Source organism: Streptomyces sp. NBC_00376, assembly GCF_036077095.1.
Taxonomy (GTDB): domain Bacteria; phylum Actinomycetota; class Actinomycetes; order Streptomycetales; family Streptomycetaceae; genus Streptomyces.
The window spans coordinates 5,775,221-5,790,575 of the sequence record NZ_CP107960.1; the positions used below are offsets into that span (position 1 = coordinate 5,775,221).

A 15,355-nucleotide genomic window follows, 5' to 3' on the forward strand; every position below is an offset into this window, starting at 1 on the left:
CCTGCCGCGCAACATGACGGAACGGCCCCCGTCTGTCACGTTCGAGCGGGGGCTCGGGTGAAGCCGCCCCGCCGTGCGGACATCGTGAGCGCCGAAGAGGTGAAGGGCCTGGCCGTGATCGATGAGTGACTGACGGCCGACCACGGCGCTCCGGACTGCCTGCCCGGCCTGGACGGCGTCCGGCTGTCGGCGGGAAACCTCTTCGACACGGGCAGCGGATCCGGTCATGATCGGGCGCATGAGTTTGCGTGTGAGTGACCCGGTTCGTATTGGTACCGAACAGCTTCCGGGAGGGCGGCTGCTGGGGTGGGCCGAGTGGGGACCGGGGGACGGGGTGCCGGTGCTGTTCTCGCCCGGGGCGGCCACCAGCAGGCATCTCGGCTTCGGTGCCGATGTGCTGGACGGGCTCGGGGTACGGCTGATCTCCGTCGACCGCCCCGGTCTGGGAGTCTCCTCGCCCGCACCGGGGCGTACGTTCGGTGACTTCGTCGACGACATCCGGGCGTTCGCCGGTCTGCGCGGCCTGGGGCGGCCCCTGATGGTCGGCAATTCGCAGGGGGCGCCCTTCGCGCTGGCGTGCGCCGCCGCCGGGGCGGTCCGGGCGCTCGCGGTGGTCTCCGGTGCGGACGAGGTCGCGGAACCGGGCTTCGCCGACGCGCTTCCGGAGGAGTTGCGGGGGCTCGTCGGCCTGGCCGTGTCCGATCCGGCCGCCGCCGAGCAGGTCTTCGCCGGGTTCACCCCGCAGGGGATGTGGGACATGGTCATGTCCGGCAGCCCGGAGTGCGACCTCGATGTGTACCGGCAGCCCGCGTTCGCCGCGGCATACCGGCGTGCACTCGACGAAGCCTTCGCGCAGGGGACGGCCGGATACGCCCGGGACACCGTCCTCGCCATGGGGCGCTGGGGGATCGGGCTGTCGGACATTTCCGTACCCGTCGACCTCTGGTACGGGGAGAAGGACACCGGTCACTCGCCGGACCAGGGGGTCCGGCTGGCCTCGCGCATCCCGGGCGCGGTCCGGCACCTGGTGCCGGAGGCCGGCGGTGCGGTGCTCTGGACCCATGCCGGGCAGGTGCTGAGCACGCTGCTGGGGCGCGGCGCGACCCCCTGAGTCCTCGAACGAGACAGTAGGGCCCCCACCTGTCACGTTGAGACGAGACCCCATGTGCCCCCTGAGTCCTCGGACGTGACAGAAGGGCCCTCACCTGTCACGTCCAGGCGAGGGCCCTCCCTTCATCCGCCTGCCCGGTGAAGGTTGAGAAGACGATCACGAGGCAGGACGTACTTGTGCCTCCCGGTCAGGGGGCGAGCAGCAGTACGTCGGCGCGCTCCTTGGCGGCCGCGTAACGCTTCGCCACGTCCTGCCAGTTGACGACGGCCCACATCGCCTCGATGAAGTCGACCTTCTGGTTCTTGTACTGGAGGTAGAAGGCGTGCTCCCAGGCGTCGAAGACCAGGACCGGGACGGAGCCCTGGCCGACATTGCCCTGGTGGTCGTAGACCTGCTCGACGATCAGCTTGTCGCTGACCGGCTCGTACGCCAGGACGCCCCAGCCGGAGCCCTGCGTGGTGGCCGCGGCCTTCGTCAGCTGGGCCTTGAAACCGGCGAACGAGCCGAACGACTCGGTGATCGCGTCCGCCAGGTCACCGACACCGTCCGCCGCGAGCGGCTCGCCGCCGCCGTCGCCGGTCATGTTGTGCCAGTAGATCGAGTGCAGGATGTGGCCGGAGAGGTGGAACGCGAGGTTCTTCTGGAGCCCGTTGATCGCGCCCCAGGCCTCCTTGTCGCGCGCCTCCGCCAGCTGCTCCAGGGTGTCGTTCGCGCCCTTCACGTAGGCGGCGTGGTGCTTGTCGTGGTGGAGCTCGATGATCTGCGGATTGATGACCGGTTCGAGCGCCGCGTAGTCGTACGGGAGTTCCGGGAGCGTGTACGTGGCCATGTGGTCGAACCCTCCAGCTGCTGTCCTGTTGTTATTGCAACCTATATGCAGGAGCAGGCTAACAGCAGGAAGGGGCGCAGGTGATCAGCCCTTTGACCTAGGACGTGTCTCCCGGGCGACGGGCCACCTGGGGGACTGCGCCGCCTGCCGCGAACACGTCCACGAGCTGGCCGTCGCCTCGGACGCGCTGCTGGACCTCGTCCCGGCCAGCGAACCGCCGGCCGGGTTCGAGGACCGGGTGATCGAGCGGCTCGGGCTCGCCCCGGCGCGGCGGCCGGCCGTCCGGCACCCGGGGTGGCGGTGGATCGCCCTCGCCGCCGCGGCGGCGCCAGCGGGCCTGGCGCTCGGCGGCGGCTGGGTGCTCGGCGCGTACACCGGTCCCCCGGCCCCGGTCGCGCCCATCGCCTCCCCGGTGCAGCCGCAGCTGCTCACCGCCCAACTCGCCCACGGGAAGCACTCGTTCGGGCAGGCATACCTCTACGCCGGGGCCTCGCCCTGGCAGTACACGGCGGTGGACGCCGACGGGCACTCCGGGACCGTCCACTGCCTGGTCCAGCGGGCAGACGGCACCACCGTCAAGGCCGGATCCTTCACGCTCGACGCCGACGGCTAGGGCTCCTGGGGCGGGCGCTACCCGGCCGGCACGGCGCCGGTCACCGGCGTACGCCTGACCGACGCGCACGGCACCGTGCTCGCGACCGCCACCTTCGGCCGGGCCCTGCGCTGACCAGGCACGGGCACGGCGACGCCGGCCAGGCGCGGGCACGCTGACGTTACTCAGGCACGGGCGCGCGTACGGGCCTCCGCGAGCCGGTTCAGGTGGTCCTCGTACTCCTTCGCGTAGTACGCCGCGTGCGCCGGGTCCGGCTCGACGACCGCCGTCGGGGCCGTCCACGCGGCCGTGTCCAGCTCCGCGCCGAACCGACGCGCCGCCGCGAGCACCGCGCCGCGCGCACCGACCTCGCCCTCCACGATCCGGACCGGCCGGCCCAGCACCTCGGCGAACAGCCGCATCCACGCGGGGGAGCGGGTGCCGCCGCCGCACAGGGCGAGGGTGCCGGTGAGCCCCGCGGCCTCCAGACAGTGCCGGGCGGCGAAGCCGATGCCCTCGCAGACGGCACGGATCAGATCGGCGGGGGTCGTCTCCAGGGACACGCCGGTGAACTCGGCGCGCAGCCGGGGCTCGACGAACGGGGCGCGTTCGCCGGACGGGGCGAAGTAGGGCAGGACCCGGACCCCGTTCGCGCCGGGCGGGGTGGCGGCGAGCAGCGCGTCGACCTCCGTGTGGCGTACGCCGGTGGTGGTCAGGACCCAGTCCAGGGCCGCCGTGCCGACCATCGCGGGCATGGCGCGCAGCCAGTGGCCCGGACGGTCGGTGGAGATGTGCAGCCCGGCCGGTTCGCCGTCCAGGTCGAGCCGCTCCGTGGCCACCAGCGCGGCCAGACAGGTGCCGACGATCAGCAGCCCGTCGCCGGGACGGGTGACGCCCGCGCCGAGGGCGCAGGCCGGCAGGTCGTACGGGCCGTTGGAGATCCGTAACCCGGAGGGGAGTTCGGCGGTGGCCACCGGGTCGCTGACCGGGGCGAGGAGCGGGGCCCGGTGGGTGAGGCCGAGGGCGGCCACGACATCCGGGGCGTACGCACGGGTCACCGGGTCCAGGAAGGGCATCGACGCGTCGGAGACGTCCGTGGCCCGGACCCCCGTCAACCGCTGGAACACCATGTCCTTGCAGTACAGGGCGGTCGTCGCGGCGTCGAGCGCGGCCGGCTCGTGCCGGTCGAGCCAGGCCAGCACCGGGCCCGGACAGCCCGGGAACATCGCGCTGCCGGTGCGCCGGTAGACCGTCTCGAAGACCCCGGACGCCAGCCAGGAGTCGACCAGTTCATGGGCCCGGCCGTCCATCCAGGAGATCGCCTTGCGGACCGGCCGGCCCGCCGCGTCGACCAGCCAGACACCGTCGCCCTGGCCGGTGAGGCCGGCGAACGCCACCCTGTCGGAGCCCAGCGCGGCCAGCACCTCGCGGACCGCGCCGTACACCTCGTCCATGTCCTGCTCCACGGACCCGTCGTGGATCGCGAGCCCCACCGGGCGGGACTCGACGGCCAGCGTGCGGCCGCCCGGGTCGAAGGCGGCGGCCTTCACCACGGACGTGCCGACGTCGATGCCGATATATCTCGTCGTTCCGGTCATCGTCACCGTTCCCCTCACAGCGCGTGGGCGAGCGGTTCGCCCCGTACGTAGCGCGCCACCTCGGCCGCAGCGATCCGGGCCGCCTTCTGCGCGACGGCCCGGCTGGCACCCGCCACATGCGGGGTCATCAGAAGGTGCGGGGTACGGAAGAGCCGCGAGCCGGGCGGGGGCGGCTCCTGCTCGTACGTGTCGAGCGCCGCCGCCCGCAACTGCCCCGAGTCCAGGGCGTCGCACAGCGCGTCCGTGTCCAGCAGCCCGCCCCGGGCCGCGTTCACCAGCACCGCGCCGCGTGGCAGCAGCGCCAGCTCACGGGCGCCGATGAGATGCCGGGACTCCGGGGTGAGCCGGGCGTGCAGGGTCAGCACGCGCGAGCGGGCGAGCAGCGCCTCCAGCGAGCCGGCCCGCATGCCGTGGACGTCGCCGCGCACATACGGGTCGTACACCTCGACCTCGGCGCCGAACGCGGACAGCACCCGCGCCACCCGGCTGCCCACCGCGCCGTAGCCGATCAGGCCGACCGGGGTGTCCTCAAGCTCCAGGCCGCAGTTCTCGTACGTGTAGTGGGAGGCGTCCCAGCGGCCGTCGGCGGCGAGGGAACGGTGTGCCTCGGGGATACGGCGCAGGGCGGAGAGGATCAGCCCGACGGTGAACTCGGCGGTCGCCGCCGCGTTGCGCCCCGGCGCGAAGCACACCCGCACGCCCCGGGCGCGCGCCGCGGCCGCGTTCACATTGACCGGACCGCCCCGGCAGACCACGATCAGCCGGAGATCGGGGGCGGCGGCCAGCACCCGCTCGGTGAACGGGCCCATCTGGGTGACGCACACCTCCACCCCGTCCAGGGCGGCGATCAGCGCGTCCTCGGCATCGCTCGCCTCGTCGACCTCGGCGACCTTGCCGAAGGGTTCCAGCGGCCAGGGCAGGGTGAGCTCGACGAGCTGCGGCTCCGTGCCGAGCGCCCCGAGCGCGTGGTTCAGGGCCTCTGCGAGCAGCGAGTTGCGGACGAAGTGGTCACCGGCGAGCAGAATCCTCGTGGCGGGGCGGACTGCCTCGGGGGGCACTGTCTCCGGGCGGTCTGTCTCGGGGAGGGTCATCGCAGAGCGTCTCCTGTCTGGGCGTCGAAGACATGGACGTGCCGGGGATCGGCGGTGATGCGTACGGTGTCGTCCCGGTCGAGCCGTACCCCCGGACCGGTCACGACGACCAGTGGCTCCGCCACCCCGTCGAGCGAGAGCGTGGCGATGCCGGATTCCAGCAGGGGCTCGTGGGCGGCGACCCGGGCCCGTGCACCAGTGTCGTCCAGGCGCACATCCTCCGGGCGGATGCCGAGCACCACCGCGCGTCCCGCCGCGATCCGGTGCGGTACGGGTACGCGTACGGAGTCCGAGAGGCGCACCCCGCCCGATCCGTCGGCCGTGCCTGGCAGCAGATTGACGGCCGGTTCCCCGACGAAGTCGGCGACGAACGCGTTCGCCGGGGCGTCGTAGATCTCCTCGGGGGTGCCGAGCTGCTGGATCTCGCCGTCCCGCATCACCGCGATCCGGTCGGCGAGCGAGAGCGCCTCCTCCTGGTCGTGCGTGACCAGGATCGCGGTGTGGCCGCTGTCGCGCTGGATGCGCTTCAACTCCCGCCGGGTGGTGTCGCGTTGAGCGGCGTCGAGATGGGAGAGCGGCTCGTCCAGGAGGAGGACGTCGGGGACCCGGATCAGCGCGCGGGCCAGCGCGACCCGCTGCTTCTGGCCGCTGGAGAGCCCGGCCGGACGGGTGTCCAGAAGCTCGGTGATCCCGATGCGTTCGGCCATTTCGGCGACCCGGCGGCGGATCTCGGCCCGCCCGCACCCGCCCCGGGCGGCGAGCCCGAAACCGAGGTTCTCCGCGACGGTCAGCGGCGGGTAGAGCGCGTAGTTCTCGAACGCCACCCCGATGTTGCGCTGCCGGGCCGGGAGCGCGACCACCGACGAGCCGCCGATCAGGATGTCGCCGCCGGTGACCGTCTCCAGGCCGGCGATCATCCGCAGGGTCGTGGACTTGCCGCAGCCGGACGGGCCGAGCAGCCCCAGCAGCTCGCCGGAGCGCAGCTCGACGTCGATGGACCGGACGGCCTCGACGGCCACCCGGCCCCGCCCGGTGTAGGTCTTGCGCAGTGCGCGCAGGGCCAGTTCAGTCATCCGTCACCGCCGCCTCGCCCTCATCCGTCATCGCCTTCCCCCGCCCCGGAGTCCCGGCCGGTGGAGCAGACCTCGTAGGGCACCTTGTGCTCGTCGAGCTCCCGCAGCGCCTGCGGGGACGCCCCGTCGTCGACCAGCAGCAGATCGAAACGGGAGAGCGGGGCGAGCCGGTGCAGGGCGACCCGGCCCAGCTTCGAGTGGTCGAGCAGCAGCACATTGCGGCTCGCCGAGTCGAGCATCGCCCGCTTCACGGAGATGATGTGCTGCTCCTGGTGGTAGGCGAAGCCGCCGGACACGGCGGAGGTGGAGGTGAAGCAGATGTCGACCTGGAGCGACTGCACCGCCTCCACGCAGGAGACACCGAGGAACGAGGAGTGCAGCGGGTCGAAGTCCCCGCCCAGGCCCATCAGATGGATGCCCCGCTCCTGCGACAGCAGATTGATCGCCTCCAGGAAGTTGGTGACGACGGTCAGCGGAGTGATCGAGCGCAGCCGGCGCGCTATCTCCAGCGTGGACGTCGAGTCGTCGAGCATCACCGCCATGCCCGGCTCTATGAGCTTCAGGGCCCGTTCGGCGACGGCGGCCTTCTCGGCCCGCATCGTCTTCAGCCGGTAGGAGACGTTCGACTCGAAGACACCGGACGGCTGGGCGGTGACGCCGCCGCGGAACTTGCGGACGATGCCCTGCCGTTCCAGCTCGTCCAGATCGCGGTGGATGGTCATCAGGCTGACGTCGAAACGCTCCGCCAGTTCGGCGGCGCTCACCTCGCCCTGCGCGAGGACGTACTCGGCTATGGATGCCTGACGCGGGGCGGGACCCCGCTGCGGAACGTTGCTCACGTGCTGATCCTTCGTCCTGGACGTGCCGGCCGGTCGGCCTCGAACAGCAGCAGACTCTCAGGCGGTACGGAGAGCCGGACCGGCTGGTCGGGGCTCAGGCCGGCCGCCTCGGCGCGCGGGACGACGAGGGACAGCCGCTGCCCGCCGATCCGTACGGTGACCTCGGTGGCCCGGCCCAGCAGCTCGGTGACATGGACGGCGCCGGTCAGCTCCAGGACCGGGGGCCCGCCGCCGCTCTCCGCCGGACCCGACGGACCCGCCAGGCCGATGTCCCTTGGCCGTAGGCCCAGTTGGACGGCGGTCCCGGGCGGCGCGGGCACCGCCAGCGGCAGCTCGTACGCCCCGTCCGGCGACCGGAAGTACCCTTCGGGCGTCACCGTCCCGGGCAGCAGATTGATCCGCGGCCGGCCGAAGGACCGGGCGACGAAGGTGTCGTACGGGCGGTGCCACAGCTCCTCGCGGGTGCCGGTCTGCACCATCCGGCCGTCCCTGATCACCCCGATCCGGTCGCCGAGCGCCAGCGCCTCCACCGAGTCGTGCGTGACGTACAGCGTGGTGGTGCGCCGCACCGCACCGATCGCCCGCAGCTCCGCGCGCATCGCCTGCCGCAGCTTCGCGTCCAGGTGCGACAGGGGCTCGTCCAGCAGGAACGCCCTGGCCGGCCGCACCAGCACCCGGCCGAGCGCCACCCGCTGCCGCTGGCCGTTGGAGAGCCGCCCCACCTGACGGTCCAGCAGGGCGCCGATGCCCAGGAGTCCGGCGATCTCCCCGATCCGCTCGCGCGCCTCGTGCGCGGGGAGGCGGTGGCGCGGCGAGCGGAGCGGGGAGGCGAGGTTGTCGTACGCGGTGCGGTGCGGGTAGAGCGCGTACGACTCGAAACACATGGCCACACCCCGGTCGTAGGGCTCCACGCCCGCCATGTCCGTCCCGTCCAGCTCGACCGTCCCGGCCTGCGGCTGCTCCAGGCCCGCGATCGTCTTGAGCGTGGTCGTCTTCCCGGCGCCGGACGGGCCGAGCAGACAGAAGAACTCGCCCTCGGCCACCTCCAGGTCCAGGCCGTCGAGCGCGGTGTGCTTCCCGTAGCGCTTGCTGACCCCGCGCAGCGCGATGGCCGCCGGGCCGGTCATGACTTCACCGCCCCGAACGACAGCCCGCGCACCAGATACCGCTGGATGGTGAGCGCCAGCAGCAGCGGCGGGACGACCGAGACCAGGGCCGCCGCGGCGGTCAGGTTGTACTTGGGCCGGTCGCCGCCGAGGAAGGACAGCGCGCCGACCGTCACCGTCTGCGCGTTCGACGAGGTGAGGATCAGCGGGAAGACGAAGTTGTTCCACGCGAAGATGAACGCCAGCAGCGAGACGGCCGCGATCCCCGGCTTCACCAGCGGCAGCGCCACCTTGAAGAACGCCTGTTTGCGGGTGTAGCCGTCCAGCAGCGCCGCCTGCTCCAGCTCGGGTGAGAGATCGGAGAAGTACGACCGCATGATCCAGACGATCAGCGGGAGCGTCACCAGTTGCAGCACCCACACCATGCCGACGTAGGTGTCGAAGAGCCCGAGCTGCTGGTAGAGCACGAACAGCGGGATGATCACGGTGAGTTCGGGCGCGAAGCGGAACGAGAGCAGGGTGAACATCAGGTTCTCCGAGCCGCGGAACCGCCACCGCGCGGCGGCGTACGCGGCGGGCAGCCCGATCACCAGCGACAGCCCGACCGCGCCCAGCGACACGACGAGGCTGTTCACGAAGAACCGGAGGAACGGCACTCCCTGGTCGTCCCCGGCGCCCAGCACCGTGCGGTACGAGTCGAGGGTCGGGGTGAACGAGAAGTACGTGCTGAACAGCTCGTTCGTCGGCTTCAGCGACAGGACCACCATCCAGACGACGGGGAACAGCGCGAAGACGAAGTAGGCGATCAGCGCCAGGTCGGCGGCGACGGAGAGCAGTCTGCGCCTCATCGCTGCACCTCCACGCCCACGGCCGGAACACGGCCGAGCAGTCCGCCCCTCACCGCTCCACCTCCGCGGCCCGGTTCTGGATCCGGCCCAGATAGCGCACCAGCACCATCGTGACCAGGTAGACCACGGCCCACAGCACGATCATGTAGCTGATCCCGAACGAGTAGCGCTGGAAGCGGATCGCCTCCAGATAGGCCCGGATCTGGAGCACCATCGTCGAGTCCCCGGGACCGCCCTCGGTCAGCGCGTAGATGATGTCGAAGACCTTCAGCGAGTCCATGAACCGGAAGATCACGGCGACCAGGACGTACGGCCAGAGCATCGGCAGGGTCAGGCGCCGGAAGGTGAACCACCAGCCGGCCCCGTCGACCGCCGCCGCCTCGAACGGGGAGGCGGGCAGCGAGCGCAGACCGGCCAGCGCGAGGATCGCGACGAACGGGGTGTAGACCCACACGTCCACCGCGATCGACGAGAGCAGCGCGCCCGTCGGGGTGTCCGTCCACTGCACACCGCCGAGCCCGAACGGTTCCAGCAGGTGGTTGATGACGCCGACCGAGGGCTGGAGCATCAGCTTCCACATGATCGCGGCGATCACCGGCGCGATCATCAGCGGCAGGATCAGGATCTTCTCCAGCACCCGCCCGACGAGGCTCGACCGGTGCAGCAGCAGCGCCACGGCCACCCCGAGCACCGTCTCGACGGCCGCCGCGCCGACCGCGTACGCCACCGTCACCCGTGCCGAGTCCCAGAACGCGGGCTGGGTGAGGATCCGCCGGTAGTTCCCGATCCCCACCAGGTCGGGCTGCGGCTTGCTCGCCGCGAAGTCGAACACCGTGTAGTAGAGGCCGAGTCCGAACGGGTAGAGGATGCCGCCGGTCAGCAGCAGTGCGGGCACGATCAGCAGATACGGCCGCAGCGAGCGGCGCCACGCCGGCACCGCCCGCACCGCCGGCTTCCCGCCACCCTCCGGGCCGGCGGCCGCCCCGTGACCGGCCTCCGGCGCGGTGGCCGTGCGTCCCGGCACCGGTCAGCCGACCTTCGACGCCAGATCGCCGGCCAGGCCGTTCAGCACCGACGAGGCGTTCTTCCCGCCGTAGATCTCCTGGAGCGCGGCGGCCCAGCTGGTCGTCGCGTCGAAGAACTGCTCCTGCGGGGTGAACTGGATCCTCGTCTCGTCGACGACCGCCTCGAAGGTCTCGATGAACCCCGGGATGGCACGCATCTTGTCCTTGTACGTGGCGTCCTGGCCGACCGACTTCCGCACCGGGTCGATGTGGTTGTGCTCGATCGCGCCCTTGCGCAGATGCTCCTTGCCGGTCGCCCACTGGAGGAACAGCCAGGCCGCGGACTTGTTGCGGCTGCGGGCGTTCATGCCGAGCGACCAGATCCACATGTTGGTGGCGAGCGAGCCGCCGGGGCCCTTCGGGCCGGGGTGGAAGGCGATCTTCCCGGAGGCGGGCGAGGCCCCCTTCACCGCCTGGAAGTAGGCGGCGGTGTCCGCGTCGAAGAGCATCCCCGCCTTCTTCGCCCCGAGGTCGCTGGAGCACTGGTACCAGGTGTACGAGGTCCAGGACGGCGGCCCGCCCTTCTTGACCATCTCCGCCCAGTCCCGGGTGAACGCGACCGCCTCCGGGGAGTTCATCGCGGGCTTCACCTTCCCGCCGTCGACGGTGAAGTCCTTCAGGCCGTTGCGGGCGTACATCGTCATGAAACCGGGGTGGATCGTCGCCCAGCTGCGCGAGCCGCGCACCGCGACCCCGTACATCCCGTCGAAGCCCGCCCCGGGCGCCCGGCGGGTGATGGCCCCGGCGACCTCGCGCAGCTCGTCGAAGGTCTCGGCGGGCTTCAGGCCGAGCTTCTTGAACACCTCGGTGTTGTACGCGACGACATTGGTCTCCCAGCCCCACGGCAGCGCGTACTGCCCGCCCTGCCCGAGCGGCGCGCCCGCCTTCAGCGACCACTGGTCGGCCGCGAGGAGGTTGGGGAAGAAGTCCTCCTGGTCCCACTCGGCCCCGGTGGCCGAGGAATTGCGCATCCAGGGGCCGAGGTCCTCCAGCCAGCCCGGCGGCCCGTACTGCCACACCATGTACGCGCCGAGCATGAACACGTCGTAGGAGGCGCGTCCGCTGGACAGGTCGACGGTGAGCTTGTCGAAGTAGTTGTCCTCCGGGAAGACGTCGTACTCGACCTTGATCCCGGTCTTCTCGGTGAACGCCTTCAGATCGGCGATCAGCGCGTCGGTGTACGGGTGCTTGTTGAGCAGCGCCTTGACCGTCTTTCCCCTGGCCCGCTTCCAGTCGAAGGGGCCGGTGACGTCGTCGGCCGCGGAGCCGTCGCCCGTGGCCCTGTCGCCGCCGAAGCCCGCGCCGCAGGCGGTCAGCAGCGGGGTGGCGGCCGCGGCCGCGCCGAGGGCGAGGAACCGTCGCCGGTCGTGGGCGTGCATGTCCATCCGTGACCTCCACGGTCCGGCCGGAGATGGGTGGGGGGCCCGTTCACACGTTGAATCGACTGGTTAACAGAGCTTGGAACAACGCAAGTTGGCCGTCAATCCCTCGCGCAACGGAAATTCTCGGTGCAGAGTGAGAACTTCACAGAGGGGACCGATATGTGGATGGGCATCGATCTCGGCACGCAGAGCGTCCGGGCGGTGGTGGCAGGAGACAGCGGCGAGATCCTCGGCAGCGGCTCGGCCCCGCTCACGGGCAGACGCGACGGCGTACGGCATGAGCAGCGGCCCCTCGACTGGTGGACCGCCCTGTGCGCGGCCAGCCGTCAGGCGCTGCGCGACTGCCCCGCCCCCCGTGCGCTGGCCGTCTGCGCCACCTCCGGCACCGTGCTGCTCGGCGACCGGGAGGGCCGGCCGCTGACACCGGGGGTGATGTACGACGACGGGCGGGCCGTGGCGGAGGCGGCCAGGGCGGGGACCGCGCCGAGCTGGGCCCTGCCCAAGGCGATGTGGCTGCTGGAGGAGTACGGGGGAGGGGCGGACGGCGCCGTACGGGTGATGCACCAGGCAGATCTGGTGCTGGCGCGGCTCGCCGGGACGCCGCTGCCCACCGATTCCAGCCACGCCCTGAAGACCGGCTACGACCTGGAGCGGGACGAGTGGCCGCGGCGGAGGTTCGGGAAGCTGGGCCTGCCCGACGGGCTGTTCCCGGACGTGGTGCGGCCGGGGACGCGCATCGGCGAGGTGGGGCGGGCGGCGGCCGAGGAGACCGGGATTCCGGCGGGCACCGCCATCGTGGCCGGGATGACGGACGGGTGCGCGGCGCAGATCGCCTCCGGTTCGCTCACCGTCGGCTCCTGGAATTCGGTGCTGGGCACCACGCTGGTGCTGAAGGGGGTCACCTCGTCGCCGGTGCAGGACCGGGCCGGGGTGGTCTACAACCACCGCGCGCCGGACGGGAACTGGCTGCCCGGCGGCGCCTCGGGCGTCGGCGGCGGGGCACTGACCGCCGCGTTCCGCGACGCGGACCCGGCCCGGCTGGACGCGCTGGCCCGCGACCACGAACCGGCGCGGGTGGTGGCGTATCCGCTGGTGGCGACGGGGGAGCGGTTCCCCTTCGTCGCGCCGGAGGCCACCGGCTTCCTGCTCGGCGAGCCCGCCTCCGACGCCGAGCACTGGCTGGCCCTGCTCACCGGCGTGGGCCTGGTCGAACGGCTCTGCTTCGACTACCTCGACCTGCTCGGCGCCCAGGTGTACGGCCGGCTCACCTTCACCGGGGGTGCGGCCCGCAGCGGTTACTGGAGCCGGCTGCGCGCCGACATCCTGGGCCGGCCCGTGTACATCCCGCAGTACAGCGAACCCGCCCTCGGTATGGCGATCCTCGCTGCGTACGGGGCGGGGGACGGGACCAGCCTGATCAGGACAGCGGGTGCGATGGTGCGGCTGCGCCACGTGCTGCGCCCGGACCCGGCGCGCACCGCGTGGTACACCGAGCCGTACCTCACGCTGGTGGACGAACTGGAGCGACGCGGCTGGCTCCCCGGCCCGGTCGCCGCCCACGCCCGCACCCGGGCGGAGCAGTCGTGACCGTCCACGACCACCCGCACCCGGACGGAGAAGCCATGAGAACGGAGACGTCATGACCAGGAGCCCGGCCACCCTGCTGCTCGCCCGCCACGGCCAGACCGTCTGGCACGCGGAGAACCGCTACGCCGGGGTCAGCGACATCGCCCTCACCGACGAGGGCCGCCGCCAGGCCCGCAGGCTGGCCGAATGGGCGGCCCGGAGCGAGGTCGACGCGGTCTGGACCTCCACGGTCAGCCGTGCGATCGAGACCGCGCGCCCCGCGTGCGAGGCGCTCGGCATCACGCCCCGGCGCGAACACGAGCTGCGCGAATGCGACTTCGGCGAGGTGGAGGGGCGGACCCTGGCGGAATTCGCGGCCGAGCACCCGCATCGGGCCCGGGAGTACCGCGCCGACCCGGTGGCCCACCCCTTTCCGGGGGCCGAGGACCCCCGGGCCGCGGCGGCCCGGGGGGCGGCGGCGCTGCGCCGGATCGCGGACGCGCACCCGGGGCAGCGGGTGCTCGTCGTCGCGCACAACACCCTGCTGCGGCTGGTGCTGTGCGAACTGCTGTCGATTCCGCTGGGCTCCTACCGCCGGGTCTTCCCGCAGCTGCGGAACGCGGCGGTGAGCGAGGTACGGATCGGGGAGGCGGGCGGTGCGCTGCTCTCCCTCAACCTGCCCTGCGCACCGGAGGTCAGCCCTTGACGGCCGCTGCCGCCGCCCGCCGCTGCCGTACGAGACCGATGGCGATGAGCACCACGGTCAGGACGCCGGTCGCCAGCAGCTGGTCACGGGTGTCCGGCTGGCGCAGCATCAGGAAGAAGATTCCGGCCATCGCCAGGAGCGCCAGCACCGGCAGGACGGGGAAGAACCACATCCGTACGACGAGCAGCTCCGGGGCGGTGCGCTCCAGCCGGACGCGCAGGATCAGCTGGGAGACGCCGATGAAGATCCAGACGACCAGGATCACCGCGCCGATCATGTTGAGCAGCCACGGGAAGACGTCGTCGGGACGCCAGTAGCTGAGCAGCACGCACAGGAAACCGAAGACGGACGAGACCAGGACCGCGGCGCGCGGGACCCCCGAGGAGACCTTGCCGAGCCGCTTCGGACCCTGGCCGCGGGCGACCAGCGAGCAGGCCATGCGCGAGGCGCCGTAGATGTTGGCGTTCATCGCGGAGAGCAGGGCGACCAGGATGACCACGTTCATGATCTCGGCCGCGCCGCTGATGCCGAGGTGGTCCAGGGCCGCGTAGAACGGGCCGACCGTCGCGACCTTCGGGTCGTCCCACGGGACCAGCGTCACGACGACCGCCATCGAGCCGACGTAGAAGAGCGCGATCCGCCACATCGCCGTCCGCACGGCCTTGGCGACACCCTGCACCGGGTTCTCGGACTCGGCCGCGGCGATGGTGACGGTCTCCAGACCGCCGTACGCGAAGACGGAGGCGAGCAGCCCGATCACCAGGCCCTCGGTGCCGTTCGGCATGAAGCCGCCCTCACCGCTGAGGTTGGCGGTGCCGGGGGCGTCCGTACCGGGCAGCACGCCCAGGATCGCCAGCACGCCGAGGACCAGGAAGAGCGAGATCGCGACGACCTTGAGGGCGGCGAACCAGAACTCGAACTCGCCGAACTTCGTCACCGAGGCCAGATTGGTGCCCAGGAAGACCACCATGAACAGCGCGACCCAGGCCCACTCCGGCGTGCCGGGCAGCCAGCCGGTGACGATCTTCGCCGCGCCGATGCCCTCCAGGCCGACGGCCACACAGAGCAGTACCCAGAACGCCCAGCCGGCGGTGAACCCCGCCCACGGCCCGATCGCCCGCTCCGCGTGGACGGAGAAGGAACCGGAGGCCGGGTTCGCGGCCGACATCTCGCCGAGCATGCGCATCACGAGCATGACCAGCAGCCCGGAGACGGCGTACGCGACGATGATCGACGGTCCCGCGGCGGCGATGCCCGCGCCCGAGCCGACGAAGAGTCCGGCGCCGATGACCCCGCCGAGGGCGATCATCGACAGGTGGCGCTGCTTGAGCCCGTGGGTGAGAGCCGAATCGGCCCCGGCGTCGGAGACGGCAGCCGGGGAATCGGTGGGGGGAGACACGGAATTCCGAGACATGGACAAGCTCTGTTCGATAGGTGAGACGAGATAGGTGGGGCGAGGGGGGTCCGAGCGGTGTGTGGGGGGCGTGCGCGCACAGTCTGGGCACGCACCCCGCCCACGGGGAACCACTGTCCGCTATACGGGCACGATG

At 71.8% G+C, this 15,355-nt stretch carries 14 protein-coding genes; 4 read left to right on the forward strand and 10 right to left on the reverse strand.

The window, feature by feature from the left end; translation table 11 throughout:
* The first annotated feature begins 238 nt into the window (after window positions 1-238).
* Window positions 239-1,111, forward strand: coding sequence for an alpha/beta fold hydrolase (locus OG842_RS25965; RefSeq protein WP_266733009.1), 873 nt, complete (start codon window positions 239-241; stop codon window positions 1,109-1,111).
* Window positions 1,112-1,298: 187 nt separating this feature from the next.
* Here the strand turns inward: OG842_RS25965 and OG842_RS25970 are convergent, their stop codons facing one another.
* Window positions 1,299-1,940: a superoxide dismutase gene (locus tag OG842_RS25970; protein ID WP_266733010.1), complete on the reverse strand. Its 642-nt coding sequence runs from the start codon at window positions 1,938-1,940 to the stop codon at window positions 1,299-1,301.
* Window positions 1,941-1,974: 34 nt separating this feature from the next.
* Here OG842_RS25970 and OG842_RS25975 point away from each other — a divergent pair, with 34 nt between their 5' ends.
* Window positions 1,975-2,553, forward strand: a complete 579-nt coding sequence (locus OG842_RS25975; RefSeq protein ID WP_266733012.1) for an anti-sigma factor family protein — start codon at window positions 1,975-1,977, stop codon at window positions 2,551-2,553.
* Window positions 2,554-2,717: 164 nt separating this feature from the next.
* Here the strand turns inward: OG842_RS25975 and OG842_RS25980 are convergent, their stop codons facing one another.
* The 8 genes from OG842_RS25980 to OG842_RS26015 are packed head-to-tail and all read right to left on the reverse strand — an operon-like array spanning window position 2,718 to window position 11,536.
* Entirely contained in the window at window positions 2,718-4,130 is a 1,413-nt protein-coding gene (locus tag OG842_RS25980) for an FGGY-family carbohydrate kinase (RefSeq protein ID WP_266733014.1), read from the reverse strand.
* A 14-nt stretch (window positions 4,131-4,144) separates the two neighbouring features.
* Window positions 4,145-5,221, reverse strand: a complete 1,077-nt coding sequence (locus tag OG842_RS25985; RefSeq protein WP_266733016.1) for an NAD(P)-dependent oxidoreductase — start codon at window positions 5,219-5,221, stop codon at window positions 4,145-4,147.
* Entirely contained in the window at window positions 5,218-6,294 is a 1,077-nt protein-coding gene (locus OG842_RS25990; RefSeq protein WP_266733018.1) for an ABC transporter ATP-binding protein, read from the reverse strand. The genes OG842_RS25985 and OG842_RS25990 overlap by 4 nt, the downstream gene beginning before the upstream one ends.
* Window positions 6,295-6,314: 20 nt before the next feature.
* Window positions 6,315-7,133 (reverse strand): DeoR/GlpR family DNA-binding transcription regulator, encoded by an 819-nt coding sequence (locus tag OG842_RS25995; protein WP_266733019.1) that lies wholly within the window; start codon window positions 7,131-7,133, stop codon window positions 6,315-6,317.
* On the reverse strand, window positions 7,130-8,260 hold the full coding sequence (locus tag OG842_RS26000; protein WP_266733021.1) for an ABC transporter ATP-binding protein: 1,131 nt from the start codon (window positions 8,258-8,260) through the stop codon (window positions 7,130-7,132). The genes OG842_RS25995 and OG842_RS26000 overlap by 4 nt, the downstream gene beginning before the upstream one ends.
* Window positions 8,257-9,087 (reverse strand): carbohydrate ABC transporter permease, encoded by an 831-nt coding sequence (locus tag OG842_RS26005; protein ID WP_266733023.1) that lies wholly within the window; start codon window positions 9,085-9,087, stop codon window positions 8,257-8,259. The genes OG842_RS26000 and OG842_RS26005 overlap by 4 nt, the downstream gene beginning before the upstream one ends.
* Before the next feature lie 49 nt (window positions 9,088-9,136).
* The gene (locus tag OG842_RS26010) at window positions 9,137-10,111 is read right to left on the reverse strand and encodes a carbohydrate ABC transporter permease (protein WP_266733025.1); all 975 of its coding nucleotides are present in this window, start codon (window positions 10,109-10,111) and stop codon (window positions 9,137-9,139) included.
* 3 nt (window positions 10,112-10,114) lie between these two features.
* On the reverse strand, window positions 10,115-11,536 hold the full coding sequence (locus tag OG842_RS26015) for an ABC transporter substrate-binding protein (RefSeq protein ID WP_266733026.1): 1,422 nt from the start codon (window positions 11,534-11,536) through the stop codon (window positions 10,115-10,117).
* Between the two features lie 162 nt (window positions 11,537-11,698).
* Between OG842_RS26015 and OG842_RS26020 the strand changes: the two genes are divergently transcribed.
* Both OG842_RS26020 and OG842_RS26025 read left to right on the forward strand, forming a co-directional pair.
* Window positions 11,699-13,120 carry an FGGY-family carbohydrate kinase gene (locus OG842_RS26020; protein WP_401874051.1) on the forward strand — a complete coding sequence of 474 codons (1,422 nt, stop codon included), beginning with the start codon at window positions 11,699-11,701 and terminating at the stop codon, window positions 13,118-13,120.
* 52 nt (window positions 13,121-13,172) lie between these two features.
* The gene (locus OG842_RS26025; protein ID WP_266733030.1) at window positions 13,173-13,805 is read left to right on the forward strand and encodes a histidine phosphatase family protein; all 633 of its coding nucleotides are present in this window, start codon (window positions 13,173-13,175) and stop codon (window positions 13,803-13,805) included.
* Here the strand turns inward: OG842_RS26025 and OG842_RS26030 are convergent.
* On the reverse strand, window positions 13,795-15,219 hold the full coding sequence (locus tag OG842_RS26030) for an amino acid permease (RefSeq protein WP_266733032.1): 1,425 nt from the start codon (window positions 15,217-15,219) through the stop codon (window positions 13,795-13,797). The two genes, OG842_RS26025 and OG842_RS26030, sit on opposite strands and share 11 nt — an antisense overlap.
* Window positions 15,220-15,355: the final 136 nt, after the last annotated feature.

What these genes read in the sequence shown, in the direction of transcription:
- OG842_RS25965 (WP_266733009.1), top strand. Translation starts at nt 239, where the DNA reads ATGAGTTTGCGTGTGAGTGACCCGGTTCGTATTGGTACCGAACAGCTT.
- OG842_RS25970 (WP_266733010.1), bottom strand. Translation starts at nt 1,940, where the DNA reads ATGGCCACGTACACGCTCCCGGAACTCCCGTACGACTACGCGGCGCTC.
- OG842_RS25980 (WP_266733014.1), bottom strand. Translation starts at nt 4,130, where the DNA reads ATGACCGGAACGACGAGATATATCGGCATCGACGTCGGCACGTCCGTG.
- OG842_RS25985 (WP_266733016.1), bottom strand. Translation starts at nt 5,221, where the DNA reads ATGACCCTCCCCGAGACAGACCGCCCGGAGACAGTGCCCCCCGAGGCA.
- OG842_RS25990 (WP_266733018.1), bottom strand. Translation starts at nt 6,294, where the DNA reads ATGACTGAACTGGCCCTGCGCGCACTGCGCAAGACCTACACCGGGCGG.
- OG842_RS26000 (WP_266733021.1), bottom strand. Translation starts at nt 8,260, where the DNA reads ATGACCGGCCCGGCGGCCATCGCGCTGCGCGGGGTCAGCAAGCGCTAC.
- OG842_RS26005 (WP_266733023.1), bottom strand. Translation starts at nt 9,087, where the DNA reads ATGAGGCGCAGACTGCTCTCCGTCGCCGCCGACCTGGCGCTGATCGCC.
- OG842_RS26015 (WP_266733026.1), bottom strand. Translation starts at nt 11,536, where the DNA reads ATGGACATGCACGCCCACGACCGGCGACGGTTCCTCGCCCTCGGCGCG.
- OG842_RS26020 (WP_401874051.1), top strand. Translation starts at nt 11,699, where the DNA reads ATGGGCATCGATCTCGGCACGCAGAGCGTCCGGGCGGTGGTGGCAGGA.
- OG842_RS26025 (WP_266733030.1), top strand. Translation starts at nt 13,173, where the DNA reads ATGACCAGGAGCCCGGCCACCCTGCTGCTCGCCCGCCACGGCCAGACC.
- OG842_RS26030 (WP_266733032.1), bottom strand. Translation starts at nt 15,219, where the DNA reads ATGTCTCGGAATTCCGTGTCTCCCCCCACCGATTCCCCGGCTGCCGTC.